Here is a 26,143-nt window from a genome sequence, read left to right on the forward strand (position 1 = left end):
CCCTCAGCCCGCGGTCGCCGCGGGGAGGAACTGGGTGCGATGCAGGGTGGCGTAGCGACCGCCCGCGGCCAGCAGCTCGTCGTGGGTCCCGGACTCGACGACCTGCCCGCCCTCCAGCACCGCGATCCGGTCGGCCGCGCGCACGGTCGACAGCCGGTGTGCGATGACGATCGCGGTCCGCCCCACCAGCGCCTCGGCCAGTGCCTCCTGCACCGCCGCCTCGGACTCGGAGTCCAGATGCGCGGTGGCCTCGTCCAGGATCACCACCCGCGGCCGCGCCAGCAGCAGCCGGGCGATCGTCAGGCGCTGGCGCTCACCGCCGGAGAGCCGGTAGCCGCGCTCCCCCACCACGGTGTCCAGCCCGTCGGGCAGCGTGTCGAGCAGCTCGCCGAGCCGGGCGCGGCGCAACGCGTCGACCATCTCGTCGTCGGTCGCGCCGGGCGCGGCGTAGCGCAGGTTGCCGGCGATCGTGTCGTGAAACAGGTGCCCGTCCTGGGTGACCATGCCGACGGTGCCGCGCAGCGTGGCGAACGACAGGTCCCGCACGTCGACGCCGGACAGCTCGACCGCGCCGGAGTCGACGTCGTAGAGCCGCGGGACCAGCGAGGCGAGGGTGGACTTCCCGGCCCCGGACGACCCGACCAGGGCCAGCAGCCCGCCGCCGTGGACGTGCAGGTCGACGCCGTGCAGCACCTCGGCGTTGACCCGGTGGTCGAGGACGGCCACCTCCTCCAGCGACGCCAGCGAGACGTCGCCCGCGCCGGGATAGGTGAAGCGGACCCCGCGCAGCGCCACGTCGACCGGCCCGTCGGGCAGCGCGGCGGGGTCGGGCCGCTCGGTCAGGATCGGACGCAGGTCGAGCACCTCGAAGACCCGCTCGAACGCGACCAGCGCGGTCATGACGTCGACGCGCGCGTTGGCCAGAGCCGTCATCGGTGTGTAGAGCCGGGTCAGCAGCAGTCCGAGCGCGACGACGGTGCCCGCCGGGATCGCGCCGGTCACCGCCAGGTAGCCGCCGAGGCCGTAGATCATGGCCTGGGCGAGCGCGGACACCAGCTGCAACGCGGTGACGAACAGCCGCGACAGCATCGCCGACCGGACGCCGATGTCGCGGACCCGCGAGACCTGCCCGCGGAAGACGGCGGCCTCGGAGTCGGGGTCGCCGAACAGCTTCACCAGGGTGGCGCCGGGGGCGGAGAACCGCTCAGTCATCTGGTTGCCCATGGTCGCGTTGAGCTCGGCGGCCTCGCGCCGCAGCTCGGCCAGCCAGGTCCCCATCCGCCGTGCCGGGAGCACGAACACCGGCAGCAGCAGCATGGCGAGCACGGTGACCTGCCAGGCCAGCCCGATCATGACCGCGACGGCCAGCACCAGCTGGATGGTGTTGGCCAGCACCGTGGACAGGGTGCCGGTGATCGCGGTCTGGGCCCCGATCACGTCGTTGTTCAGCCTGCTGACCAGCGCCCCGGTCCGGGTGCGGGCGAAGAACGCGAGCGGCATCGACTGGACGTGGCGGAACACCGCCACCCGCAGGTCCTCGATGAGCCCCTCACCGAGGCGCGCGGAGAACCAGCGACCGGCCAGGCCGACGACCGACTCCAGCACCGCCATCCCGGCGATCGCCGCGGCGATCACGATCACCGCCCGGGCGGCGTCGGGCAGGTCGTTCGCCGCGACGATCGTGTTGACCACCCGGCCCGCCAGGACCGGGGTCGCGACACCGATCACCGCGGTGACGGTGGTCAGGGCCAGGTAGGACAGCAGCCAGCGACGGTACGGCCGGACGAAGCCCCAGATCCGGGGCCAGGTCCCCGGCGCGATGGAGCCACGGCGGATGGACGTCGAGTCCGCTCCCCGGATGACCCCGCGCATCAGGGTGAGCGGGCGATCCAACGGTGTTCCCCTTCGCCGGTGGTGGACGGCGAGGGTTCACGTTACGGCGCGCACGGCGACCGGGCTCGGCGATCGGGAGCCGGGGGCCGCGACGCCGGACACACGTCGGCGCCGCCCCGGGCTCGTGGCTCGACCCGGCCGGCGGCGCCGACGAGAGGACCGGTCTACTTCTTCTTGGTACGGGTGGCGCCACCGCGACCGCGCAGGGTCACGCCGGTCTCGGACAGGACCCGGTGGACGAACCCGTAGGACCGCCCGGTCTGCTCGGCCAGCGAACGGATGCTGGCGCCCTTCTCGTACTTCTTCTTCAGGTCGGCTGCGAGTTTGCCCCGCTGCGTCCCGGTGATCCGGGCGCCCTTCTTCAGCTCGGCCATCGGCCCTCCTCATCCCCTCCGCGGATGCCCCCGCGGACCGCCGCATCGGGCGCGACGATCAGGTCATGATGATCCAGTTGACCGATCATGACCAGAAGGTGGAAAACGTGATCGGCGAACGGTTACCCCGAACGGCGCAGCATCGTAGGGACCGTTCGGAACCGGCCTCCACCGCCCGGCGTACCGCGCCACCCCGTCGGCACCGGACGGGCCCGGCTGCGGATCCGTCCGTAGGACCACCGCGGCCGCGTCACGGGATCGTGGTGGTCCGGTCGGGTGATCACCGAGGCGTGCGGTGACCGGTCACGCCAGCTGGACCAGCTCCAGGTAGTCGGCCGACCAGTGGTCCTCGGTGCCGTCGGGCAGGACGATCACCCGGTCCGGCTCCAGCGCCTCGACCGCACCCGGGTCGTGGGTGACCAGCACGACGGCACCCTCGAAGCGCCGCAGCGCGTCGAGGACCTGCTCGCGGCTGGCCGGGTCCAGGTTGTTCGTCGGCTCGTCGAGCAGCAGCACGTTGGCCGCCGAGGACACCAGCCCGGCCAGGGCGAGACGCGTCCGCTCGCCGCCGGACAGGGTGCCGGCGGGCTGCTCGAGCTGCTCGCCGGAGAACATGAACGACCCGAGCAGCGTGCGCAGCTGCTGCTCGGCGGCGTCCGGGCTGGCGTGGCGGATGTTGTCCCAGACCGAGGCGTCCATGTCCAGCGTGTCGTGCTCCTGGGCGAAGTAGCCGCGCCGCAGGCCGTGGCCGGGGACGACCTCGCCGGAGTCGGACTCCTCGGTGCCGGCCAGGATCCGCAGCAGCGTCGTCTTGCCGGCACCGTTGAAGCCCAGGACGACGACCTTCGACCCGCGGTCCACCGCGAGGTCCACCCCGGTGAAGACCTCCAGCGCCCCGTAGGCCTTGGAGAGGTTCTCCGCCGTGAGCGGGGTGCGCCCGCAGGACGCCGGGGTCGGGAAACGGATGTGTGCGACCCGGTCGGCCTGGCGCTCGTCGTCGAGACCCGCGAGCAGCGCGTCGGCCCGGCGGGCCATGTTCTTCGCGGCCACCGCCTTGGTGGCCTTGGCGCCCATCTTGGCGGCCTGGACGTGCAGCGCCGACGCCTTCTTCTCGGCGTTCGCCCGCTCGCGACGGCGGCGCTTCTCGTCGGTGGAGCGCGCCTCCAGGTACCGCTTCCAGTCCATGTTGTACTGGTCGGCCTCGCCGCGGGTCGCGTCCAGGAACCAGACCTTGTTCACCACCGCGGCCAGCAGGTCCGTGTCGTGGCTGATCACGACCAGGCCGCCCTCGTGCTGCTGCAGGAACCCGCGCAACCAGGTGATCGAGTCGGCGTCGAGGTGGTTGGTGGGCTCGTCGAGCAGCAGCGTGGTCGCCGACTGCGACCCGCCGTCGGAGGCGGCGAACAGGATCCGGGCCAGCTCCACCCGGCGCCGCTGACCGCCCGAGAGCGTGCGCATCGGCTGGGCCAGCACCCGATCGGGCAGCCCGAGGTGCGTGCAGATCCGCGCGGCCTCGGATTCCGCGGCGTACCCGCCGAGCGCGGAGAACCGCTCCTCGAGGCGGCCGTACTCGCGGACCGCCTTGTCGTTGGCCGCCGGGTCGGCCAGCTCGGCCATCGCCGTCTGTGCCTTCTCCATCTTGGCCAGCAGCACGTCCAGGCCGCGGGCGGAGAGCACCCGGTCCTTCGCCGTCACCGACAGGTCGCCCTCACGCGGGTCCTGCGGCAGGTAGCCGACCGGCGAGTTCGCGGTGCGCTGTCCCGAGTACGGCTCCCCCTCGCCGGCCAGCACCCGCATCGAGGTGGTCTTGCCGGCGCCGTTGCGCCCGACGAGCCCGATCCGGTCGCCGGGCTGCACCCGCAGGGTGGCACCGGAGAGCAGGATGCGGGATCCGGCACGCAGTTCGAGGTCGGTCGTGGTGATCACGTGGAAGAGCTCCAGACGGAGGACGAGGGGTGCCGCTGAGAGGACCGGGTGCGGGCACGACGGTGCCCGGTGCGCCGGTCTACTCGATCAGGATCACGGGACCAGCCTACCGGCCGGGTCCACCGGAATCCCCACGTAGGGTCGGGACCCATGACCGATCTCACCTCCCTGGCCGGTCGGGCGGCACTGGTCACCGGTGCCTCGCGCGGCATCGGGTACGGCGTGGCCGCCGCGCTGCTGGCGCGCGGCGCGTCCGTGACGATCACCGGCCGGCGTGCCCCGGAGCTCGACGCGGCGGCGGCGGAGCTCGCGACGGAGACGGGGGTCGAGGCGGGTCGGGTACGGGCCGTCGCGGGCCACGCCGGGGACGCGGCGCACCGGGCCGCCGCGGCCGAGGCGACCGTCGCGGCGTTCGGCTCGCTGGACGTGCTCGTCAACAACGCGGGGGTCAACCCGCAGTACGGGCCGCTGGTCGAGGCCGACCTCGACGCGGTCCGCAAGATCTTCGACGTGAACGTGGTCGCGGCGCTCGGGTTCGTCCAGCAGGCGCACCGGGTGTGGATGGGCGCGCACGGCGGCTCGGTCGTCAACATCGCCTCGGTCGGGGCGCTGCGTCCGACCGGGGTCATCGGCGCCTACGGGGCCTCGAAGGCCGCACTGGTCACCCTGACCGAGGAGCTGGCCGGTCAGCTCGGCCCCGGCGTCCGGGTCAACGCCGTCGCTCCCGCCGTGGTGCGGACGCGGTTCGCCGAGGCGCTGTACGCCCACGACGAGGCCGGTGTCGCCGCCGGGTACCCGCTGGGCCGCATCGGCGAGCCCGCGGACGTCGCCGAGGCGGTGGCGTTCCTCGTCTCCGACGCGGCGTCCTGGGTCACCGGGGCCACCCTGCGGGTCGACGGCGGGATCCTGTCCGCCGGCCGGCACTGAGCGGGCCCGGGGTGACCGGGACGACGAGCGGGACCACGGCGCCGGGGCGGGCGGACACCCCCGGACCGGTGGTCGCCGACGTGCTGGTGCTCGGTGGCGGGCCCGCCGGCCGGGCACTCGCCGGGGCGTGCGCGACCGCCGGCCTGCGGACCGCGCTGGCCGACCCGGCCCCCGGACGGGCCTGGACCGCGACCTACTGCGCCTGGCCCGAGGAGCTCCCGCCGCACCTGCCGGACGGGGTCGTCGCGACCCGGCCGGACGCGGTCGCGGTGCTGCCGGGCGGCGGGACCCGCGCGCTCGGCGCGTACGCGGTCCTCGACACCGCCGCACTGCGTACCCACCTCGACGCCGGCCTGGCCGGGGTGACGGTGCTGGCCGGGCGCGCCACCGCCGACGACGTGACACCCGAGGGGAGCCGGTACCGGGTCCGGCTGCGCGTCCCGGGTGGCCGGGCCGGGAACGGGAGCGGCCGCGACAGCGACACCCAGGACAGGGACACCCAGGACAGGGACGCACCGGACGAGGACACCCCGCACGGCGACACCCCCGACGGCGACGCGGCCCCGGTCGTGCACGCGGCCCCGGTGGTGGACGCGGCCCTGGTCGTCGACGCGACGGGGGCGCCGTCGAGGCTGCGCCCCGGGCCGGCGGGCGGGACCGAGCAGACCGCCTGGGGGGTCGTCGTCGACGAGCGGGTGGCCGCGCCGGTGGTGGGCCCCGGCGAGGCCGTCTTCATGGACTGGCGTGCGCCGGGCCCGCGGCGCGCGGGGTGGACGGACTGGCCGACGTTCCTCTACGCCGTCCCCTACGGCGACGGCACGGTCCTGCTGGAGGAGACCTCCCTCGCGCGGCGACCGGGGCTGGGGCTGCCCGAGCTGCGCGACCGGCTCGCCGCGCGGCTGGCCGGGGCGGGCGTCACGGTGCCCGGTGACGCGCCCGTCGAACGGGTGCGCTTCCCCGTCGACACCCCGCGGGCCCCGCGGCACCCGGTGGGGTTCGGGGCGGCGACCCCGCTGGTGCACCCGGCGACCGGGTTCAGCGTCGCCCCGGCGCTCGGGCTGGCCCCGCGGCTGGCGCGCGAGCTGGCCCGGCACCTGCCGCAGGACCCCGCCGCCGCGACGGCGGCCGCCCGGCGGCTGCTCTGGCCCCGGTCGGCCCGCGCGGTGCACCGGCTGCGCCGGCACGGGCTGCGCACCGTGCTGGAGATGCCGCCGCACCTCGTGCCGGACTTCTTCGACGCCTTCTTCGCCGGGCGCAGCGGCCGGGCGTTCCTCACCGGCCGCGACGACCTGACCGGCACCCTCGCCGGGATGGCCGGGGTGTTCCGGGCCGCTGCACCACCCGTACGAGCGCACATGCTGCGATCGGCCGCCGCATTTCACTCGAAAGGGCGATGACGTCGGAGGTCCCGGGCCAGTTGCAGGGATACCACGTAGTAACGTCGTCGCACGCGGTGACGCCGGCCGCACGCCCGGCGACGCGCGACCGTTCCCCCGGGAGGCAACAGTGTCCGCTTACCAGACCATCGTCGTCGGTACCGACGGCTCGTCGACGTCGTTCGCCGCCGTCGAGCGCGCGGCCGGTGTGGCCGCGGACAGCGGCGCGAAGCTGGTCATCGTCTCCGCCTACACCCCGGCGAGCCGCGAGGACACCTCGGCGGCGGAGGACGCGCTGAAGGACGAGGCCTTCCTCGTCACCGGCTGGACCCCGGCCGAGGAGGCGCTGCGCGAGGCCGCCGACCGGGCCGCCGTCGCCGGCGCCAAGGACGTCTCGACCTTCGCCGAGGACGGCGCCCCGGTCGACGTGCTGCGCAAGGCCGTCAAGGAGCACCGGGCCGACCTGCTCGTCATCGGCAACCGCGGCCTGAACACCTTCTCCGGGCGGCTGCTCGGTTCGGTGCCCGCCGACGCGACCCGCCGTGCCGGCGTGGACGTGCTCGTCGTGCACACCACGTGATCGCGTGACGTCCGAGCCCCGGCCGATCCCCGACCCGGCATCGATCGACTGGAGTGAGATCGACGACGGGGCACTGGACGAGTTCATCCTGGGCGTGCCCCGCGAGTTCACCCGCGACGAGCTGGTGGAGGCCGCGGGGCTCGACCCGGAGGAGTCGGGGCGGCTCTGGCGGGCGCTGGGGTTCGCCGACTCCGACCCGGAGGACCGGGTCTACACCCGGGCCGACCTCGACGCCGCACTGATGGTCGCCCGGCTGACGCGGGACTGGCTGCCCGACAAGAGCGCCCGCGAGGCGGTCGCCCGCGCGGTCGCGCAGTCGCTGTCGCGGCTCGCCGAGTGGCAGATCGGCATGCTCGCCCAGGTCGCCGCCGCCCACGTCGGGGAGCTGACCCCGCGCGACGCGGCCCGGCTGTCCGCCGAGGTGCTGCCCGAGCTCGAGGCGCTGCAGGCCTACGTGTGGCGGCGTCACCTCGCGGCGACCGCGTCCCGCTGGGTCGCCGGGGCGCAACGGCTCGACGCCGCGCACATCGCCTCCGACACCTGGCCGCTGTCGGTCGGGTTCGCCGACATGGTCGGGTTCACCCGCACCACGCGCCGGCGTTCCATGGACGAGCTGGGCGAGATGATCGAGCGCTTCGGGGCGGTCACCACCGAGGTCATCGCGAACGGCCGGGGCCGGGTGATCAAGACCGTCGGCGACGAGGTCCTCTACGTCACCGAGCACCCCGCCGACGCCGCCGCCATCGCGCTCGGTCTGCGTGACCGGGTCCGGGTCGAGCCCTCGCTGCCCCGGCTCCGGATCGGCCTCGCCCACGGCATGGTGCTGGCCCGCTACGGCGACGTGTACGGCGAGGTCGTCAACGTCGCGGCCCGGCTCACCTCCGAGGCCCGCCCGGACACGGTGCTGGTCGACAAGGAGATGTACGAGTCGCTGCGCGACGACCCGCGCTTCGACCTGCGCCGGATCGCGACGCTGCACACCCGCGGCTACTCCCACCTGCGCGCCTGGGCGCTGCGCGGCGCCCGCGAACGCTGACCTTGACCTGAACCCCGGTCGAGGTGACAGCCTCGGGCACCATGACGAGCACGGTGACCACCGCAGCCGCCGCGTACCTCGACCTCCTCGGGGTCCACCGGTCGCCACCGGATCGGGCGCTGCTCGACCGCATCGTGACCGCGCACAACGCGACCATCCCGTTCGAGAACCTCGACCCCTTCACCGGTGTCGACCCCCCGACCACCTCCGACGGGATCGCGGCGAAGCTGGTGCACGCCCGACGCGGCGGCTGGTGCTTCGAGCACAACCGGCTGCTGCACGACGTGCTGGCCGACCTGGGGTACCGGGTCACCCCGCTCGTCGGCCGGGTCCGCCTGGGCCTGGCCCCGGCGGACGCGCCGGCCTCGCGCACCCACCGGTTCACCCTCGTCGACACCATCGAGGGCCGGTTCACCGTCGACGCCGGGTTCGGGTCGACGGTGCCGACCACCGCGCTGCAGCTCGTCGCCGGGCCGGAGCAGCCGACCCCGCAGGCGACCTACCGCTACGCACGCGTGGACCACGGCGGCTGGGTCCTGCAACGGCGCGGCAGCGGTGGCTGGGCCGACCAGTACGTCTTCGACCTGGTTCCGGTCCCGGACGTCGACTTCGCGATGGGCTCCTGGTACCTGGCCCACCACCCGGGGTCGCACTTCCGGACCGGGCTCGTCGCCGCGCGTACCACCCCGCGGCGCCGGACCACTCTCGACGGGACCCGGCTCACCGTGCGCACCGCCGACGGCACCGCGCAGCGCCACGACCTCACCTCCCCCGCCCGGGTGCGGGACGCGCTGGAGGAACACCTCGGCATCGACACCGGCGGCGTCGCGGGGCTGGAGGAGCGGCTGCGGGAGGTCTACTTCCGGTGAGACGACGACGGGCCGGACCCCTGACGGGGTCCGGCCCGTGCGGGTCGGTGCGGGCGGTGCGGTCCTCAGACCCGGAAGCCGAGGGCGCGCAGCTGCTCGCGGCCGTCCTCGGTGATCTTCTCCGGGCCCCACGGCGGCATCCAGACCCAGTTGATCCGGATGTCGTCCACGAGGCCGCCGTCGGGACCGGCGGTGAGCGCGGAGCGGGTCTGCTCCTCGATCACGTCGGTCAGCGGGCAGGCCGCCGAGGTCAGCGTCATGTCGATGACCGCGGTGTCGCCGTCCCGGTCGATGCCGTAGACGAGGCCGAGGTCGACGACGTTGATGCCGAGCTCGGGGTCGACGACGTCCTTCATCGCCTCCTCCAGGGCCTCCAGCGTCGCGCCGTCCCCGGCGTCGGCCCGGGCGGGCGGCTCGGGCATGCCCGCCGCGCCGCGCACCACGTCCTCGGAGGTGCTCTGTTCGGTGGTCTCGCTCATGCAGGACTCCCCTCGGAGTTCTCGATGCTGGCGTCGGTGCGGCTCACCGCGTCCTTGAATGCCATCCAGCCCAGGAGAGCACACTTGACCCGCGCCGGGTACTTGGCGACGCCGGCGAACGCGACACCGTCGCCGATGACGTCCTCGTCGGGCTCGACCCGGCCGCGCCCCTGGGCCATCTCCTGGAACGACGCCATGATCTTCCACGCCTCGCCGACCGGCTTCCCGGCGACCAGGTCGTGCAGCACCGACACCGAGGCCTGGCTGATCGAGCAGCCCAGCGTCTCGTAGGAGACGTCGGTGACGACCGCGCCCTCGGGATCGTCGTCGACCTTGACCCGCAGCGTGACCTCGTCCCCACAGGTGGGGTTCACGTGGTGGGTCTCGGCGTCGTAGGGCTCGCGCAGCCCGGACCCGTGCGGGTCGCGGTAGTGGTCCAGGATGATCTCCTGGTACATCTGCTGCAGCTGCACGTCACACCGTTCCGAAGAACTTCTGGGCGGCGCGCACCCCGTCGGCCAGGGCGACGACCTCGTCCAGCGTGTTGTACACCGCGAACGTCGCCCGCGCGCTGGCCACGACGCCGAAGCGCCGGTGCAGCGGCCACGCGCAGTGGTGACCGACCCGGATGGCGATCCCGGCGTCGTCGAGCACCTGGGACAGGTCGTGGGCGTGGATCCCGTCCACGGCGAACGACACCGCTCCCCCACGCAGCTCCGCGCCCGGCGGACCGACGATGCGCAGCCCGTCGATCGCCGACAGCTGCTCCAGCGCCGCCGCGGTCAGCACCGCCTCGTGGGCGGCGACGACGTCCATGCCGATCGCCCCGAGGTAGTCGACCGCCGCGCCGAGACCGACGGCCTGCGACGTCATCGGCACGCCGGCCTCGAACTTCTGCGGCGGCGGGGCGTACGTCGCGCCCTCCATCCGGACGGTCTCGATCATCGAGCCGCCGGTCAGGAACGGCGGGAGCGCCTCGAGGAGCTCCCGGCGGCCGTACAGGACGCCGACCCCGGAGGGCCCGAGCATCTTGTGCCCGGAGAAGACCGCGAAGTCCACGCCGAGCCGGTGCAGGTCGACGGGCATGTGCGGCACCGACTGGCAGGCGTCGAGCACGGTCAGCGCGCCGACCGCACCGGCGCGGGCCACCAGCTCCGCGACCGGTGCGACGGCACCGGTGACGTTGGACTGGTGGGTGAACGCGACGACCTTCGTCCGGTCCGACAGGACCAGCGAGTCGAGGTCGATCCGGCCGTCGTCGGTGACCGAGTACCAGCGCAGGGTCGCCCCGGTCCGGCGGCACAGCTCCTGCCACGGGATCAGGTTCGCGTGGTGCTCCAGCTCGGTGACGACGACCTCGTCACCGGGGCCGAGCGCGAACCGCTCGGAGGCGGCGTCGAGCCCGGTGCGGACCGAGGCGTTGCCGAGCCCGTAGGCGACCAGGTTGATGCCCTCGGTCGCGTTCTTGACGAACACGACCTCGTCCTCGCTCGCACCGACGAACGCAGCGATGCGTGCCCGGGCGGACTCGTAGGCGTCGGTGGCCTCCTCGGCGAGCTGGTGCGCGCCCCGGTGGACCGCGGCGTTGTGCCGCTCCAGGAACGTGCGCTCGGCGTCGAGCACCTGGCGCGGCCGCTGGGAGGTCGCGCCGGAGTCGAGGTAGACCAGCGGCTTCTCCTCGCGCACGGTGCGCGCGAGGATCGGGAAGTCCGCCCGGATCCGGGCCACGGCGTCGGCGTCGAGAGCAGCGCCGGCCGTGGTCCCGGTTCCGTGGGTGAGGGTCATGTCAGACCGCTGCCTTGTCGGCCTGGGTGAACCGGACGTAGCCGTTCTTCTCGAGCTCGTCGGCCAGCTCCGGGCCGCCGGACTCGACGACGCGGCCGCCGGCGAACACGTGCACCCGGTCCGGCTTGATGTGGTTCAGGATCCGGGTGTAGTGCGTGATCAGGAGGACGCCGGTCTCGCCGCCGGAGCGGTACCGGTTCACGCCCTCGGACACGACGCGAAGGGCGTCGACGTCGAGGCCGGAGTCGGTCTCGTCGAGCACGGCGAACTTCGGCTTCAGCAGCTCGAGCTGGAGCACCTCGTGGCGCTTCTTCTCTCCACCGGAGAAGCCCTCGTTGACCGAGCGGTCGGCGAACTCCGGGGAGATGTCGAGGCCGGCCATGGCCTCCTTGACCTCCTTGACCCAGGTGCGCAGCTTCGGCGCCTCGCCGCGGGTGGCGGTGGCCGCCGAGCGCAGGAAGTTCGCCATCGACACGCCCGGGACCTCGACCGGGTACTGCATGGCCAGGAACAGCCCGGCCCGCGCCCGCTCGTCGACCGACATCTCCAGGACGTTCTCGCCGTCGAGCAGCACCTCGCCGCCGGTGACGGTGTACTTCGGGTGCCCGGCGATGGCGTAGGCCAGCGTGGACTTGCCGGAGCCGTTCGGCCCCATGATCGCGTGCGTCTCGCCCGCGCGGATGGTGAGGTTCACGCCGCGCAGGATCTCCTTGGGACCGTCCTCGGTCGTCTCGACCGAGGCGTGCAGGTCCTTGATCTCCAGAGTGGACATCGGTGGTGGTCGCTCCGTATTCGGGAAGGGTGTGGGATCAGACGCCGGTCAGGGCGAGCTCGGCCTCGACGGCCGCTTCCAGTCGCTCCTTGAGCTCCGGCAGCGTGATCTTGTTGAGGACCTCGCCGAAGAACCCGCGGACGACGAGGCGGCGGGCCTGGTCCTCGGGGATGCCGCGGCTGCGCAGGTAGAACAGCTGCTCGTCGTCGAACCGGCCGGTGGCGCTGGCGTGGCCGGCGCTCACGATCTCGCCGGTCTCGATCTCCAGGTTGGGCACGGAGTCGGCGCGGCAGTGCTCGGTGAGCACCAGGTTCCGGTTGAACTCGAAGGTCTCGGTGTTCTCGGCGGCGGCCCGGATCAGCACGTCGCCGATCCACACCACGTGCGAGGAGTCCTTCGTGAGGCTCTGCAGCGCGTTCTTGTAGAGCACGTTGCTCTTGCAGTTCGGCACCGCGTGGTCCACCAGCAGCCGCTGCTCCAGGTGCTGGCCGGCGTCGGTGAACCCGAGGCCGATCAGCTCCGCGTCGCCGCCGGGGCCGGCGTAGCGCACGGTCGAGGAGACCCGGACCAGGTCGCCGCCGAGCTGCACGGTCGTCCCGCGCAGCGTGGCGTCGCGGCCGACCGAGTAGTGCTCGGCGCCCACGTGCACGGCGTCGTCGGCCCACTCCTCGGTGACGACCAGGGTCAGGTGCGAGCCGTCGGCGAGCACGACCTCGGTGTTGTCGGCCAGCACGCCCGAGCCCCGGTGCACGACGACGACCGTCGCCTGCGTGTGCGGAGTGGTGCGGATGTGCAGGTGGCCGGCCGCGGAGACGCCCTCGCCGGGGCCCTCCACGGTGATCGTGACCGGCTCCACCTTCTCGCCGTCCAGGGTCACCACGGTGGCCTCGGCGAAGCCGGACCACGCGGCGGCGGCGACCCGGTCGAACGGAGTGCCGCCCTCGCCGAGGCGGGCGTCGTCGCGACCGACGGTCTCCACCGTGACCCCCGCGGTCTCGGTGACCGTGACCACGGGCGAGCCCTGCAGGTCGGCCGACCCGTCGTGCAGGCCCTTCAGGCGGCGCAGCGGGGTGAACCGCCAGTTCTCCTCGCGGCCCCCGGGGACCTCGAACGCCTCCACGTCGAAGGACTGGAAGCGCTCGCCGGCCGAGGCGATGGGGACCTCGCCCTGCCCCTCCTTGGCGCCCTCCAGCTCGGGCGCGAGGCCGGCAACGTCACTCGTCGTCATCCGACGGAACCCTCCATCTGCAGCTCGATCAGCCGGTTCAGCTCCAGCGCGTACTCCATCGGCAGCTCGCGCGCGATGGGCTCGACGAACCCGCGCACGACCATCGCCATGGCCCCGTCCTCGGTCAGACCGCGGCTCATCAGGTAGAAGAGCTGGTCGTCGGAGACCTTGGAGACGGTGGCCTCGTGCCCCATCGACACGTCGTCGTTGCGGATGTCGACGTAGGGGTAGGTGTCCGAGCGCGAGATCGTGTCGACCAGCAGCGCGTCGCACTTCACCGTCGAGCGGGAGTTGCGCGCCCGCGGGTTGACCTGGATCAGGCCGCGGTAGGACGTGCGGCCGCCACCACGTGCCACCGACTTCGACACGATCGTCGAGGAGGTGTTGGGCGCGAGGTGGACCATCTTGGCGCCGGCGTCCTGGTGCTGGCCCTCGCCCGCGAAGGCGATGGACAGGACCTCGCCCTTGGCGTGCTCCCCCATCAGCCACACGGCCGGGTACTTCATGGTCACCTTGGAGCCGAGGTTGCCGTCGACCCACTCCATGGTCGCGCCCTCCTCGGCCTTGGCGCGCTTGGTGACCAGGTTGTAGACGTTGTTCGACCAGTTCTGGATCGTGGTGTAGCGGCAGCGGCCGCCCTTCTTGACCACGATCTCGACGACGGCCGAGTGCAGCGAGTCGGTCTTGTAGATCGGCGCGGTACAGCCCTCGACGTAGTGCACGTAGGCACCCTCGTCGACGATGATCAGCGTCCGCTCGAACTGGCCCATGTTCTCGGTGTTGATCCGGAAGTAGGCCTGCAGCGGGATGTCGACGTGCACACCCGGCGGGACGTAGATGAACGAGCCGCCGGACCAGACCGCGGAGTTCAGGGCGGAGAACTTGTTGTCACCGGACGGGATGACCGAGCCGAAGTACTCCCGGAACAGCTCCGGGTGCTCCTTCAGCGCGGTGTCGGTGTCCAGGAAGATGACGCCCTGCTGCTCGAGGTCCTCGCGGATCGAGTGGTAGACGACCTCGGACTCGTACTGCGCGGCGACACCGGAGACCAGGCGGGCCTTCTCGGCCTCCGGGATCCCCAGCTTGTCGTAGGTGTTCTTGATGTCCTCGGGCAGGTCCTCCCAGGTGGCGGCCTGCTTCTCCGAGGAGCGCACGAAGTACTTGATGTTGTCGAAGTCGATCCCGGACAGGTCGGAGCCCCAGCGCGGCATCGGCTTCTTGCCGAAGATGTCGAGCGCCTTCTGCCGGAACTCCAGCATCCACTCGGGCTCGCTCTTCAGGCGGGAGATGTCGGCGACGACCTCGGAGGACAGGCCACGCTTCGCGATGGAGCCCGCCTCGTCGGAGTCGGCCCAGCCGAAGTCGTACCGGCCGAGCGCCGCGATCGTCTCCTCCTGCGTGAGCTCGGTGCGCGCATCAGGAGTGGTCGTCATAAGGACTGCCTCCCTTTCGGGGACCGTGGTGGGAGAGGGTCCCGCCACCGGCGGAGCCCCCTTCTTCTTGCACCTGCCGCACCTGCGCAGTGGTTCGTCCACTCACGGTGACGGAACGGCCTTGCTTCTTACCTCGTGCCCGCGCCAGGAGTTCGGGATCCTCGAGCGGGACGTGTGTGGTGCACGCGGCGTCGCCGCGGGCGATGGTGGCCAGCCGCTGCACGTGCGTGCCCAGCAGATCGGCGAAGGCACGCGTCTCGGCCTCGCAGAGCTCCGGGAACTCGGTGGCCACGTGGGCCACCGGGCAGTGGTGCTGGCACAGCTGCACCCCGAACCCGCCGTGACGGGCCTGCGCAGCGTAGCCACGGGAGCTGAGCACCCGGGCGAGAGCTTCGACCCGCGCCGCGGGGTCCGCCGGGGCGGTCACCGCGTCGAGGTCGGACCCGAGCAGCTCCCGCACCCGGTGCCGGGCGAACGCGTCGACCGCCTGCTCCCCCGCCGTCTCGGCGAGGAAGCGCAGGGCCTGGGTGGCCAGGTCGTCGTAGCCGTGCCCGAAACGGACCCGGCCGGTGTCGGTGAGCAGGTACTCCCGGGCCGGGCGCCCCCGCCCGCGCGGACGGCCCGACCGGGCCGGGGCCCGGACCTCCGCCTCGCCGTCGGCGATCAGCGCGTCGAGATGCCGACGCACGGCGGCCTCGGTGAGCTCCAGCTCGGCCGCCACGACGGCGGCCGTGACCGGGCCCTGCTCCATGAGCACCCGCGCCACCAGCGCGCGGGTCCCCGTGCCGGGCGCGACGGGCAGCACGGCGTCGGCGACCCCGTGCCCGCAGGCCGGGTCGTCGAGGCGCCGCGGCGCTGTCCCGTCCGTTTTCACAACATCAGTGTTGCGTATATCGGGCCGGGCGGCAAAACAGACCCCCCGCCGTGGTGACCGGGCTCACTGCACCAGCAGGTGAGGGCCGGTACCGGACCCTGCGCGGTGGCACCACTAACCTCTTCTCCCATGGTGACGCCCGAGGTCGCCCCGCCCGGGCGCGACGACCCCCCGACGTGTGCGGCGCCGTCCGATCCCTCCACCCCGCCCCCGTCGACCGGCGCCCCGGCCCGCCGCGGCCTGCGCGAGCAGGCCCGGATCGCGCGCATCCTCGGTCTGACCGGCGCGATCCTGATGGGGATCAGCGCGCTGGGTTCCGGGGCGTTCCCGGTGCCGAACCCGCTCAACGGGCTGCGCGTGATCGGGCTGCCCGCGCGCAACGTCACGCTGGCCATCGCCGTCACCTACGCGGGCCTGCTGATGGTGGTCACCGCGTGGCTGTGGATCGCCCGGATGCTCACCACCCGCGGCGCGCGGTACCCGGCGCCCGAGCGCCGCGAGCTCGGCCGCACCGCGATCCTGTGGGGGGTGCCGCTGGCACTGGCCCCGCCGATGTTCTCCAAGGACATCTACAGCTACCTCGCCCAGAGCGCGACGCTCGCCCGCGGGATCGACCCGTACTCGATCGGCCCCGCGCAGGCACTCGGCATCGACGACCCGCTGGTCCGCGGCATCCCCACGGTCTGGCGGGACACCCCCGCGCCGTACGGTCCGCTGTTCCTCGGCCTCGGCCGGGGGATCACGGCGCTGTCCGGGGAGAACGTCGTCCTGGGGATCCTGGAGCACCGGCTGCTCGCGCTGGTCGGCGTCGCGCTGCTGGTGTGGGTGCTGCCGCGGCTGGCGTCGCGCTTCGACCTCGACGCCGGCCTGGTCCTCTGGCTCGGCGCGGCGAACCCGCTGGTGCTGTTCCACATGGTCAGCGGCATCCACAACGAGTCGATCATGCTGCCGCTGCTGCTGCTCGGGCTCTGGGTGATGCTCGGCCGCGACGACACCGTGCACCCGTGGTGGCGGATCACCGGCGGTGCCGTGCTCGTCGTCGCGGCGGCCTCGGTCAAGCTGCCCGCGCTGCTCGCGCTGGGCTTCGTCGGCGTGTACCTGGTCCGCAGGCGCGGGGGCAGGCTCGTGGACTGGGTCGTGATGACGGCGTGGCTGTCCGCGGTCGCCGCGGCCGTGCTCACCTTCTTCAGCCTGGCGACCGGACTGGGCTTCAACTGGGTGCGCGGCCTGTCCGCGCCCAGCGTGCTCATCTCGCCCATGTCGATCAGCACCAACCTCGGGCTGCTCGCCGGGCAGGTCGGCAGGCTGGCCGGGCTCGGTGACCACACCGAGACCACGATGGGCCTGATGCGCAGCCTGTTCGTGCTGCCGATCGCGGTGATCGTGGTCGTGCTCCTGCTCGGCTGCCTGCGCGGGAAGGTCGACCCGGTCACCGGGACCGGCCTCGGCCTCGGCGCCGTCGTGCTGCTGGGCCCGGTCGTACACCCCTGGTACCTGTTCTGGGCACTGCTGCCGCTGGTCGTGACCCGGGCGATGCCGTTCTACCGGCGCGGCCTGCTGCTGCTGTCGGTGGTGCTGGCCCTGGCCGTGCCCCCCACCGGCGCCGACTTCTTCTTCCGCGGCTTCCAGCTGCCCCTGGCCATCACCGCGGGCGCGGCGATGTACACCCTCGCGCTCTACGTGGTCGCCCGGTTGATCCGCGCCCCGGGTGACGCCGGGGGTCCCGCCCTCCCCGGCGGGGCGGGCACCGGCGACGGGGCCGACACGCCCCGTACGCCGTCGGACCCGGAACCGGCCCGGTGAGCGCCGCCCTGGAGCTCCGCGGGCTCGTCGTGCGCTACGGCACCACCACCGCGGTCGACGGGATCGACCTCGACCTCGCCCGCGGCGAGGTGCTCGCGCTGCTCGGCCCGAACGGCGCGGGCAAGTCCTCGACCGTCGAGGTGTGCACCGGGTTCCGGCCACCGTCGGCCGGCCGGATCCGGGTGCTCGGCCACGACCCGGCCGACGACGCCGTCCGCCCCCGGGTGGGGGTCATGCCCCAGGGCGGCGGCGCGTACCCGGCCGTGCGGGCCGGCGAGATGCTGCACCTGGTCGCCGACTGCGCCGCGCACCCGCTGGACGTGGACATGCTCCTCGACGTGCTCGGCCTGCGCCCGCGGGCGGGCACCCCGTACAAGCGGCTCTCCGGCGGGGAGCAGCAGCGGCTGGCGCTGGCGGGCGCCGTCGTCGGGCGGCCGGAGCTGGTGTTCCTCGACGAGCCGACCGCCGGTCTCGACCCGCAGGCCCGCCACCTGGTGTGGGACCTGGTACGGGCGCTGCGCCGCGACGGCGTCGGGGTGCTGCTGACCACCCACCTGATGGACGAGGCCGAGCAGCTCGCCGACGACGTCGTGATCATCGACCACGGCCGGGTCGTCGCCCACGGCTCGCCCGCCCAGCTCACCGCGGGCGACCAGACCGAGCTGCGGTTCCGGGCCCGGCCCGGGATGGACGTCGCCGGTCTCGACGCCCGGCTGCCCGCCGGCTACGCCAGCTGCGAGACCGCACCCGGCCGCTACCGGGTGCGGGGACGGATCGACCCGGCCGCGCTCGCCGCGATCACCTCGTGGTGCGCCGACCAGGGGGTGCTCACCGACGACGTCCAGGTCGTGCGCCGCAGCCTGGAGGACGTCTTCCTCGACCTCACCGGACGGGAGCTGCGACCGTGACGACCCCCTTCCCCGAGGGCCTGTTCACCCCCGCCCCCGGCCGCGGCAGCGCACTCACCATGCTGCGCGCCCAGGGCGGGCTGGAGACCCGGCTCGCGCTGCGCAACGCCGAGCAGGTGCTGCTCACGCTGCTCATCCCGGCGGTGCTGCTGGCCGGGCTCACGCTGGTTCCGGCGGTACCCGCCCCGGAGCCGCGGGTCGCCTGGCTGTTCGCCTCGATGCTGGCCCTGGCGGTGATGAGCTCGGCGTTCACCAGCCAGGCCATCGCGCTCGGCTTCGACCGGCGCTACGGCGCCCTGCGCAGGCTGGCCGCGACCGCACTGCCCCGCTGGCTGCTCGTGTGCGGGCGGCTGACCGCGGTCGCCGCCGTCGTCGTCATCCAGGTGGTGCTGCTCGGTGTGCTCGCGGCGCTGCTGGAGTGGTCCCCGGCCGGTGCCCGGCTCGACGGTGCGGCACTGGCGGTGCTGCTCGGCGCCGCCGCCTTCGGGGCGCTGGGCATCCTGCTGGGCGGCACGCTGCGCGCCGAGATCGTGCTCGCCGTCGCCAACCTCGTGTGGTTCGCGCTGCTCCTGGCGGGGGGCATCGTGGTGCCGGTCGCGGACCTGCCGGGGCCGCTCGCGGCCCTCGCGCCGTGGCTGCCGTCGGGGGCGCTGGCCGAGGCGCTGCGCGCCGCGCTCGGCGCCGGCGAGTTCCCCCCGGCCGGGCCGCTGCTGGTGCTCACCGGCTGGGCGGTCGTCGCCGGGGTCGCGGCGTCCCGGCTGGTGCGCTGGACCTGAGCGCCTTCTTCTACGATGCGTAGTGTGTTGCTGTCGCGCGTGCCCTCCACCCCACCGGTGCTGATGCGCCGGCTGGCGGGCGCGAACCTGGTCGCCCAGATCGGCATCGGGGTGACCGGTTCGGTGGTCCGGGTCACCGGCTCCGGCCTCGGCTGCTCGACCTGGCCGCAGTGCGAGCCGGGCAGCATGGTGCCCGTCGACCACGCCGAGATCGCACCGCTGCACATGTGGATCGAGTTCGGCAACCGGCTGCTGGGCATCCTCGTCGTCCTGTTCGCGGGCGCCGCGCTGCTCGGCGCACTCCACACCCGGCCCCGCCGCCGGCGGCTCACCGCGCTCGCGCTGGCGATGCCCCTCGGGGGCGTCGCGCAGGCCGTCATCGGCGGCGTCACGGTGCTGCTGGGGCTGGCCTGGTGGACGGTGATGCTGCACTTCCTCGCCTCGATGGTGCTGGTCTGGTTCTCGGTGCTGTTCGTCGGGGCCGCGACCGAAGGGGACGGCCCGGCGACCCGCACGGTGCCCGCCGCCGGCCGTGGCCTGGTGCTGGTGTCCACCGCCGTGCTCGCGGTGCTGCTCGTCGCCGGGACCCTGGTCACCGCGGCCGGTCCGCACGGCGGCGACCCGGACACCCCGCGTCTGGACGTGCCGATCCCCGCGCTCGCACAGCTGCACGTCGACACCCTGTTCCTGTACCTGGGCACGCTGGCCGGGCTCGGGTTCCTGCTGCACGCGGTGTCCGCCCCGCCGTCGCTGCGGCGTCGCTTCCGGGTGCTGGTCGCCGTCGTGCTCGCCCAGGGCGCGCTGGGCGGGGTCCAGTACGCCCTCGGCGTCCCGGAGCTGCTGGTGTCACTGCACGTGCTCGGCGCCGGGCTCACCGCCGCCGCGGCCGCCTGGGTGTGGGCGGGGACCACGACCCGGCCCGCCGCACCCGACCCCCGCACCACCCCGGACGGCGACGCGGCGGGCACCACCGCCCCGGAGCCCGCCGCGGCGGCCGTCTGAACGGCCGCTGCACGACCGGGTGCGGCTCGGGCACCCTGGAGCCATGACCTCCGCATCCCGGTGGCGGCGCGGCGGGACCGCCGTCGCCCTCGCGGCCGCCCTCGCCGTCGCCCTCACCGCAGGCCTGCTCACCACGCGGGCCTCGGCCGCCCCGGAGCTGCCCCCCGGTCACCCCGGAGCAGCTCGTCGCGTCGGTCGTCGCGGCGGACCCCGTCGCGCTGGCCGGCACCGTCGCCGTCGACAACCGGCTGGGGCTGCCCGCCGTGCCGGGCCTGCCCGCCGAGGGCCTGACCGACGGCACGTCCACCGCCCGCGTCTGGTCCGACGGCGCGGGTGACGGCCGGCTCGCAATCCCCGGCGACGACGGCGAGCGGACCTACGTCCGCGACGGCACCACCACCTGGGTGTACGACTCGACCGACCGCACCGCGACCCGGTTCCCGAGCCGGACGCACGTCCCGGACGCCGACGCGGCGAAGGACCCGGCCGCCCTCGCCCGGACCCTCGTCACGCGGCTGGGCGCCACCAGCGTGCTGCGGGTCGACGGCACCACCGAGGTCGCCGGACGACCCGCCTACACCCTGGTCCTCGCGCCGAAGCCCGGCGAGCGCACCGTGCTGCGCGAGGTCCGTGCCGCCGTCGACGCGCAGACCCGGACCCCGCTGGAGCTGACGGTCCTGGGCGCCGGGACCGATCCGGTGCTGCGGATCGGGTTCGACGAGGTCACGTTCGGTCCGCAGGACCCGGCCCTGTTCACCTTCACCCCACCGCCCGGCGCCACCGTCCGCGACGGCACCGAGCGGACGGTGAAGCAGCCCGTCCCCGCGCCCGCCCCTGTCCCCGGATCCGGACCCGCCGTCCCGCCCGCCAGGGCCGCCGCACCGACCGTCGTCGGCGAGGGCTGGGACACCGTGGTCGTCGGCCGCGTCCCGCAGCGCACCGGCGATCAGCAGGGCCCGGACCTGTCCGCGCTCGGCACCCCGGTCTCCGGGCCGTGGGGCGCCGGCCGCGAGATCACCACGAACGCGGGCTCGGCGATCCTGGCCGACGACGGCCGGGTCGCCGTCGGTGCCGTCGGCCCGGACGTCCTCGGCGAGGCCCTGGCCCGGTGACGACCACCCGCTCCGCCCCCACCGGCCGCCCGGCGGACGGGGCCGCGGACGAGCAGGCCCCGGCCGCCCGCGTCCGGGACCTGCGCAGGACGTTCGGACGGGTCACCGCGGTGGACGGCGTCGACCTCGACGTCCCGGCCGGGTCGGTGTTCGGGATGCTCGGGCCCAACGGCTCGGGCAAGACCACGCTGATCCGGATGCTGCTCGGGCTGACCACCCCGACCTCGGGCAGCGTCGAGTTGCTCGGGCTGCCGGTGCCGGGCGGGCTCACCGCGGCACTGCCCGACGTCGGCGCCCTCGTCGAGGGCCCCGGGTTCCACCCGTTCCTGTCCGGGCGGCAGAACCTGCGCCGGGTCGCCGCGACCGAACCGCGCCTGCCCGCCGACGAGGTCCGGACCGCGGTGGAGGCGGCACTGGAGCGGGTCGGGCTGGGCACGGCCGCCGGGCGCCGGTTCCGCGGCTACTCGCTCGGGATGAAGCAGCGCCTGGGCCTGGCCGCCGCGCTGCTGGTGCCACGGCGGCTCGTGGTGCTGGTGCCACGGCGGCTCGTGGTGCTGGTGCCACGGCGGCTCGTGGTGCTGGTGCCACGGCGGCTCGTGGTGCTGGACGAACCCACCAACGGGCTCGACCCGGCCGGGACGCGCGAGATCCGGACGATCGTCGGCGAGCTGCGGGCCGGTGGGGCGACGGTGCTGCTGTCCTCGCACCTGCTCTCGGAGGTCGAGGCGGTGTGCACCCACGTCGCCGTGCTCAAGCAGGGCACGCTGCTCGCGGCGGGGCCGCTGGACCGGCTGCTCGGCGCCGCCGACGGCGACTGGGAGATCGCGACCACCGACCCGGCGGCGGTGCTGCGCGAGCTGCAGGGCACCGGTGCCGACGCCCGGCCGGACGGCGGGGCCGTCCTGCTGGCCCCCGACGCCGACGGGCCGCGGCTGTTCGCCCGCCTCGTCGGGGCCGGGGTGGACGTGCACGGCCTGGCCCGGCGCCGCACCGGCCTGGAGGAGCTGTTCACCCGGATCACCGAGGACGGCACGTGAGCGCCCCCGCGCGGCCGGTGTCGTGGCGGCGGCTGCTGGGTGCCGAGCTGGGCTGGGTGCTGCGCAGGCCCCGGACCTGGGTGATGGTCGCGCTGCTCGCGACGGTGCCGGTGCTGATGGCCGTCGGGCTCGTCCTGGCCGACGGGCCGCGACGCGGGCTGCTGTCGGAGGTCGTCGGGAACGGGCTGACCCTGCCCGTCGCGGCGCTGACCCTGCTGATGGCGCTGCTGCTGCCGCTGGTGGTCACCGTCGCGGCGGCGGACGCGATCGCCGGGGAGGCCCAGCACGGCACCCTGCGCGGGCTGCTGCTCGCCCCGGTGGGGCGGTTGCGGCTGGTCGCGATGAAGGCGTTCGGGGTGCTGGTGGTCGCCGCGGTCGCGGTGGCCGTGGTCTGCGTGACCGGTCTGGTCGCGGGGTGGGCGCTGATCGGCCCGCCCGCCGTGGTCGGTGACGGCGGTGCGCTGCTGACGATGTCGGGCTCGCTGCTCGACCTGTCCGGTGCCGCCGGGCGGATCGCCCTGGTCGCGGTGTGGACCCTGGGCCAGCTCGCCGCGGTCGGCGCGGTGGCGCTGGCCGTGTCGGCGTTCACCGAGCACCCGCTGGTCGTGCTGTCCTCGGTGCTCGGCGGCATCATCCTGTCCGGGGTGCTCGGCGCGATCCCCGCCCTGGAGCCGGTGCGGCCGTTCCTGCTCACCGACGGCTGGGGCGCCGGGGTCGACGTGCTGCGCGACCCGCTGCCGACCGACGGGCTCGTGTCGAGCACCGGGCTCGCGGCGTGCTGGTTCGCCGTCGCCGCGGTCGTGCTCGTCGCCCGGATGCTGCGCCGCGACGCGTGAGGGCATGATCGCACCGGCAGCAGTGCCGATCGACGAGGAGGACACATGCGTGCGGTGCGGGTGAGCAGGCCCGGCGGGTCCGAGGTGCTGGAGGTCGTCGACACCGACGCCCCCACCCCCGGGCCGGGGCAGGTGCTGGTGGAGGTCGCCGCGGCCGGCGTGAACTTCATCGACACCTACCAGCGCGAGGGCATCTACCCGATGGAGACGCCCTACGTCGCCGGGCTGGAGGGCGCGGGCCGGGTCACCGCCCTGGGCGCGGGCGTCGACGGCGTCGCCGTCGGGGACCGGATCGCCTGGTCCAACACCCTGGGCAGCTACGCCGAGCAGGTCGCGGTGCCGTGGGCCAAGGCCGTCCCGGTGCCCGAGGGCGTCGCCGACGACGTCGCGGTCGGCGCGGCGCTGCAGGGCATGACCGCGCACTTCCTGGTGCACGACTGCGTCCCGCTGCGCGGCGGGGAGACGATCCTGCTGCACGCCGCGGCGGGCGGGGTCGGGCTGCTGCTCACCCAGCTGGCGACGGCCGCGGGGGCCCGGGTGATCGCCACGACCTCGACGCCGGAGAAGGCCGAGCTGGCCCGGCGCGCCGGCGCCGACGACGTGATCGACTACACCGCCGTCGACGACCTGGCGGGAGCCGTCCGCGACCTCACCGGCGGCACGGGCGTGGACGCCGCGTTCGACTCGGTCGGGCGCAGCACCTTCGACGCCAGCCTCGCGTCGGTCCGCCCACGCGGGACGCTGGTGCTCTACGGCGCCGCGTCCGGCCCGGTCGAGCCGTTCGACCCGCAGCGGCTCAACGCGGCCGGGTCGCTGTTCCTGACCCGCCCGAAGCTGTTCGACTACATCGCCACCACCGACGAGCTGCGCACCCGCGCCGCCGCCGTGTACGAGGAGGTCGCCGCGGGCCGCCTCGACGTGCGGATCGGGCACCGCTACGACCTGGCGGACGCCCGCACCGCGCACGACGACCTGCAGGGCCGCCGCACCACCGGCAAGGTGCTGCTCGTCCCCTGACGGTCGGGGGCGTGGGGTAGAACCGGGGCGTGACCGACACCCCGTTCCACGATCTCGACGCCTACGTCGCGCTGCCCCGCCTCGGTGGCCTCGCCCTGTCCCCCGACGGCTCGCGCCTGGTCACCGGGGTCGCCGAGCTGGACCCCGACGGCACCCGCTACCGGACCGCGCTGTGGGAGGTCGACCCCACCGGCGCGGCGCCGGCGCGGCGGCTGACCCGGGGTGCGGCCGGGGAGTCCGGGCCGGTGTTCACCCCCGAGGGCGACCTGCTGTTCCGCTCGGCCCGCCCGGACCCGGACGCGGCGGGCGAGGCCGAGCCGCCGACCTCGCTGTGGCGGCTGCCGGCCGCCGGCGGCGAGGCCGAGCCGGTGGGGTCGCGCCCGGGCGGGATCTCGGGCGTCGCCGTCGCGGCCGACGCGGGGACGGTGGTCGTCTCCGCCCCGACCCTGCCCGGGTCGGTCGGCACCGCCGACGACGAGCAGCGGCGCGCCGCCCGCACCGAGGGCAAGGTCACCGCGATCCTGCACACCGGCTACCCGGTGCGGCACTGGGACAACGACCTCGGCCCGGACGAGGAACGGCTGCTGCTCGCCCCGCCCCGCACCGACGCCCCCCGTGGCGGCTCCGGGATCGACGACGGGACCGACGCCGACCCCTGGACGGACCTCACCCCCGCGCCCGGCCGCGCGCTGGACGAGACCTCCTTCGCGGTCTCCCCCGACGGGGCACACGTGGTCACCGGCTGGCACCGGGCGCGCGGGTACGGCACCTGGCGCCCCGGGCTCGTCGTCGTCGACACCGCCACCGGCGCGCACACCGACCTCACCACCGACGACGCCCACGAGTACGGGGCACCCCGGATCAGCCCCGACGGTCGCACCGTCGTCGCGCTGCGCGAGCGGGTGTCCACCCCGGAGACCGCCCCGCGGATCGACCTCGTACTGATCCCGCTCGACGGCGGCGAGCCACGCCCGGTCGCGCCCGGCTGGGACCGCTGGCCCACCTCGGCACGCTGGACGCACGACTCGGCCGCGCTCGTCGTGACCGCCGACGAGGACGGTCGCGGCCCGCTGTTCCTGATCACACCGGGCGCGACCCCCGAGGACGACACCGTCACCCGCCTCACCGGCGACCACGGCACCTACGGCGACGCCTGCCCGTCGCCGGACGGGCGGTGGGTCTACGCCGTGCGCCACGCCTACGACGCTCCCCCGGCGCCGGTCCGCGTGCCCGCCGACGGCCGCGACGCCGAGCCGGAGCCGCTGCCCGGCCCGGCGCAGGCGCCCGCGCTGCCGGGCACCCTCACCGAGCTGGAGACCACCGCCGCCGACGGCACCCGGGTCCGCGCCTGGCTCGCGCTGCCCGAGGGGGCGAGCGCCGAGCACCCGGCCCCGCTGCTGCTGTGGATCCACGGTGGCCCCCTGGCCAGCTGGAACGCCTGGTCCTGGCGATGGAACCCGTGGCTGATGACCGCCCGCGGCTGGGCCGTGCTGCTGCCCGACCCGGCGCTGTCCACCGGCTACGGCCAGGACTTCGTCCAGCGCGGCTGGGGTGCCTGGGGCGGGGCGCCGTTCACCGACCTCATGGCGGCCACCGACGCCGCGGCCGCCCGCCCGGACATCGACGCCGGGCACACCGCGGCGATGGGCGGCTCCTTCGGCGGCTACATGGCCAACTGGGTCGCCGGGCACACCGACCGGTTCGCCGCGATCGTCACCCACGCCAGCCTGTGGGCACTCGACCAGTTCGGGCCCACGACCGACCACGCCGACTACTGGCTCACCGAGATGACCCCGGAGATGGCGCAGGCCCACAGCCCGCACCACCACGCGGACGCGATCACCACCCCGATGCTCGTGATCCACGGCGACCGCGACCACCGGGTGCCGATCGGCGAGGGGCTGCGGCTGTGGTGGGACCTGGTGTCCCGGCAGGCCGACCCGCAGGCGAACCCGCACCGGTTCCTGTACTTCCCGGACGAGAACCACTGGGTGCTGGCGCCGAACCACGCGAAGGTCTGGTACCGCACGGTGTGGGCGTTCCTGGACCACCACGTGCTGGGCCGGGAGTGGGAGACACCGCACCTGCTGCGGTGAGCAC

24 protein-coding genes are annotated in these 26,143 nt (G+C 74.4%); 14 read left to right on the forward strand and 10 right to left on the reverse strand.

Translation table 11 applies throughout. The features are described from left to right. Positions 1–3: 3 nt before the first annotated feature. The 3 genes from KPF47_RS18670 to KPF47_RS18680 all read right to left on the reverse strand — a co-directional run bounded on the left by KPF47_RS18670 (position 4) and on the right by KPF47_RS18680 (position 4,193). Positions 4–1,893: an ABC transporter ATP-binding protein gene (locus tag KPF47_RS18670; RefSeq protein WP_224390039.1), complete on the reverse strand. Its 1,890-nt coding sequence runs from the start codon at positions 1,891–1,893 to the stop codon at positions 4–6. Between the two features lie 164 nt (positions 1,894–2,057). Next, positions 2,058–2,267: a helix-turn-helix domain-containing protein gene (locus KPF47_RS18675; RefSeq protein WP_010240451.1), complete on the reverse strand. Its 210-nt coding sequence runs from the start codon at positions 2,265–2,267 to the stop codon at positions 2,058–2,060. 303 nt (positions 2,268–2,570) lie between these two features. Beyond that, on the reverse strand, positions 2,571–4,193 hold the full coding sequence (locus KPF47_RS18680) for an ABC-F family ATP-binding cassette domain-containing protein (RefSeq protein WP_224390040.1): 1,623 nt from the start codon (positions 4,191–4,193) through the stop codon (positions 2,571–2,573). Positions 4,194–4,343: 150 nt separating this feature from the next. On the opposite strand from KPF47_RS18680, the gene KPF47_RS18685 reads away from it, so the two are divergent. The 5 genes from KPF47_RS18685 to KPF47_RS18705 all read left to right on the forward strand — a co-directional run bounded on the left by KPF47_RS18685 (position 4,344) and on the right by KPF47_RS18705 (position 8,981). Then, entirely contained in the window at positions 4,344–5,120 is a 777-nt protein-coding gene (locus KPF47_RS18685; RefSeq protein ID WP_224390041.1) for an SDR family oxidoreductase, read from the forward strand. 11 nt (positions 5,121–5,131) lie between these two features. After that, on the forward strand, positions 5,132–6,517 hold the full coding sequence (locus KPF47_RS18690) for a lycopene cyclase family protein (RefSeq protein WP_224390042.1): 1,386 nt from the start codon (positions 5,132–5,134) through the stop codon (positions 6,515–6,517). Between the two features lie 109 nt (positions 6,518–6,626). Next, positions 6,627–7,076: a universal stress protein gene (locus KPF47_RS18695; protein ID WP_224390043.1), complete on the forward strand. Its 450-nt coding sequence runs from the start codon at positions 6,627–6,629 to the stop codon at positions 7,074–7,076. Positions 7,077–7,080: 4 nt separating this feature from the next. Next, the gene (locus tag KPF47_RS18700) at positions 7,081–8,112 is read left to right on the forward strand and encodes an adenylate/guanylate cyclase domain-containing protein (protein ID WP_224390044.1); all 1,032 of its coding nucleotides are present in this window, start codon (positions 7,081–7,083) and stop codon (positions 8,110–8,112) included. A 53-nt stretch (positions 8,113–8,165) separates the two neighbouring features. Beyond that, on the forward strand, positions 8,166–8,981 hold the full coding sequence (locus tag KPF47_RS18705) for an arylamine N-acetyltransferase (RefSeq protein ID WP_224390045.1): 816 nt from the start codon (positions 8,166–8,168) through the stop codon (positions 8,979–8,981). A 65-nt stretch (positions 8,982–9,046) separates the two neighbouring features. Here KPF47_RS18705 and KPF47_RS18710 read toward each other — a convergent pair whose 3' ends face one another. From KPF47_RS18710 to KPF47_RS18740, 7 genes are read right to left on the reverse strand one after another with little or no spacing between them, the layout of a single operon-like run. Continuing rightward, positions 9,047–9,460, reverse strand: coding sequence for a metal-sulfur cluster assembly factor (locus tag KPF47_RS18710; RefSeq protein ID WP_224390046.1), 414 nt, complete (start codon positions 9,458–9,460; stop codon positions 9,047–9,049). Next, positions 9,457–9,933 carry a Fe-S cluster assembly sulfur transfer protein SufU gene (gene sufU, locus KPF47_RS18715; RefSeq protein WP_224390047.1) on the reverse strand — a complete coding sequence of 159 codons (477 nt, stop codon included), beginning with the start codon at positions 9,931–9,933 and terminating at the stop codon, positions 9,457–9,459. Before sufU ends, KPF47_RS18710 begins: the two co-directional genes overlap by 4 nt. Position 9,934: 1 nt before the next feature. Further along, positions 9,935–11,245 (reverse strand): cysteine desulfurase, encoded by a 1,311-nt coding sequence (locus KPF47_RS18720; protein WP_224390048.1) that lies wholly within the window; start codon positions 11,243–11,245, stop codon positions 9,935–9,937. 1 nt (position 11,246) lies between these two features. After that, positions 11,247–12,017, reverse strand: a complete 771-nt coding sequence (sufC, locus tag KPF47_RS18725; RefSeq protein WP_224390049.1) for a Fe-S cluster assembly ATPase SufC — start codon at positions 12,015–12,017, stop codon at positions 11,247–11,249. 37 nt (positions 12,018–12,054) lie between these two features. Then, the gene (sufD, locus tag KPF47_RS18730; protein ID WP_224390050.1) at positions 12,055–13,245 is read right to left on the reverse strand and encodes a Fe-S cluster assembly protein SufD; all 1,191 of its coding nucleotides are present in this window, start codon (positions 13,243–13,245) and stop codon (positions 12,055–12,057) included. Then, entirely contained in the window at positions 13,242–14,678 is a 1,437-nt protein-coding gene (gene sufB / locus KPF47_RS18735) for a Fe-S cluster assembly protein SufB (RefSeq protein ID WP_224390051.1), read from the reverse strand. Before sufB ends, sufD begins: the two co-directional genes overlap by 4 nt. Next, positions 14,662–15,552, reverse strand: a complete 891-nt coding sequence (locus KPF47_RS18740; RefSeq protein ID WP_374108866.1) for a helix-turn-helix transcriptional regulator — start codon at positions 15,550–15,552, stop codon at positions 14,662–14,664. Before KPF47_RS18740 ends, sufB begins: the two co-directional genes overlap by 17 nt. Before the next feature lie 129 nt (positions 15,553–15,681). Between KPF47_RS18740 and mptB the strand changes: the two genes are divergently transcribed. The 9 genes from mptB (at position 15,682) to KPF47_RS18785 (ending at position 26,139) form a co-directional block, all read left to right on the forward strand. Then, positions 15,682–17,355, forward strand: a complete 1,674-nt coding sequence (gene mptB, locus KPF47_RS18745; RefSeq protein ID WP_224390052.1) for a polyprenol phosphomannose-dependent alpha 1,6 mannosyltransferase MptB — start codon at positions 15,682–15,684, stop codon at positions 17,353–17,355. Continuing rightward, positions 17,352–18,263, forward strand: a complete 912-nt coding sequence (locus KPF47_RS18750) for an ABC transporter ATP-binding protein (RefSeq protein ID WP_224390053.1) — start codon at positions 17,352–17,354, stop codon at positions 18,261–18,263. The genes mptB and KPF47_RS18750 overlap by 4 nt, the downstream gene beginning before the upstream one ends. Further along, positions 18,260–19,039: an ABC transporter permease gene (locus KPF47_RS18755; RefSeq protein WP_374108867.1), complete on the forward strand. Its 780-nt coding sequence runs from the start codon at positions 18,260–18,262 to the stop codon at positions 19,037–19,039. The genes KPF47_RS18750 and KPF47_RS18755 overlap by 4 nt, the downstream gene beginning before the upstream one ends. Before the next feature lie 39 nt (positions 19,040–19,078). Beyond that, positions 19,079–20,041 carry a heme A synthase gene (locus tag KPF47_RS18760; RefSeq protein WP_224390054.1) on the forward strand — a complete coding sequence of 321 codons (963 nt, stop codon included), beginning with the start codon at positions 19,079–19,081 and terminating at the stop codon, positions 20,039–20,041. 263 nt (positions 20,042–20,304) lie between these two features. Beyond that, entirely contained in the window at positions 20,305–21,153 is an 849-nt protein-coding gene (locus KPF47_RS18765; protein WP_224390055.1) for an outer membrane lipoprotein carrier protein LolA, read from the forward strand. After that, positions 21,150–22,190 carry an ABC transporter ATP-binding protein gene (locus KPF47_RS18770; RefSeq protein WP_224390056.1) on the forward strand — a complete coding sequence of 347 codons (1,041 nt, stop codon included), beginning with the start codon at positions 21,150–21,152 and terminating at the stop codon, positions 22,188–22,190. The genes KPF47_RS18765 and KPF47_RS18770 overlap by 4 nt, the downstream gene beginning before the upstream one ends. After that, a complete protein-coding gene (locus KPF47_RS18775) occupies positions 22,187–23,026 on the forward strand; it encodes an ABC transporter permease subunit (protein WP_224390057.1) in 840 nt (279 codons plus the stop codon). Before KPF47_RS18770 ends, KPF47_RS18775 begins: the two co-directional genes overlap by 4 nt. 45 nt (positions 23,027–23,071) lie before the next feature. After that, a complete protein-coding gene (locus KPF47_RS18780; RefSeq protein ID WP_224390058.1) occupies positions 23,072–24,043 on the forward strand; it encodes a quinone oxidoreductase in 972 nt (323 codons plus the stop codon). Between the two features lie 29 nt (positions 24,044–24,072). After that, on the forward strand, positions 24,073–26,139 hold the full coding sequence (locus KPF47_RS18785) for a prolyl oligopeptidase family serine peptidase (RefSeq protein WP_224390059.1): 2,067 nt from the start codon (positions 24,073–24,075) through the stop codon (positions 26,137–26,139). The last annotated feature ends 4 nt before the right edge of the window (positions 26,140–26,143 follow it).

It is taken from the genome of Pseudonocardia sp. ICBG1293, assembly GCF_020131355.1.
In the GTDB taxonomy this organism is placed as follows: domain Bacteria; phylum Actinomycetota; class Actinomycetes; order Mycobacteriales; family Pseudonocardiaceae; genus Pseudonocardia.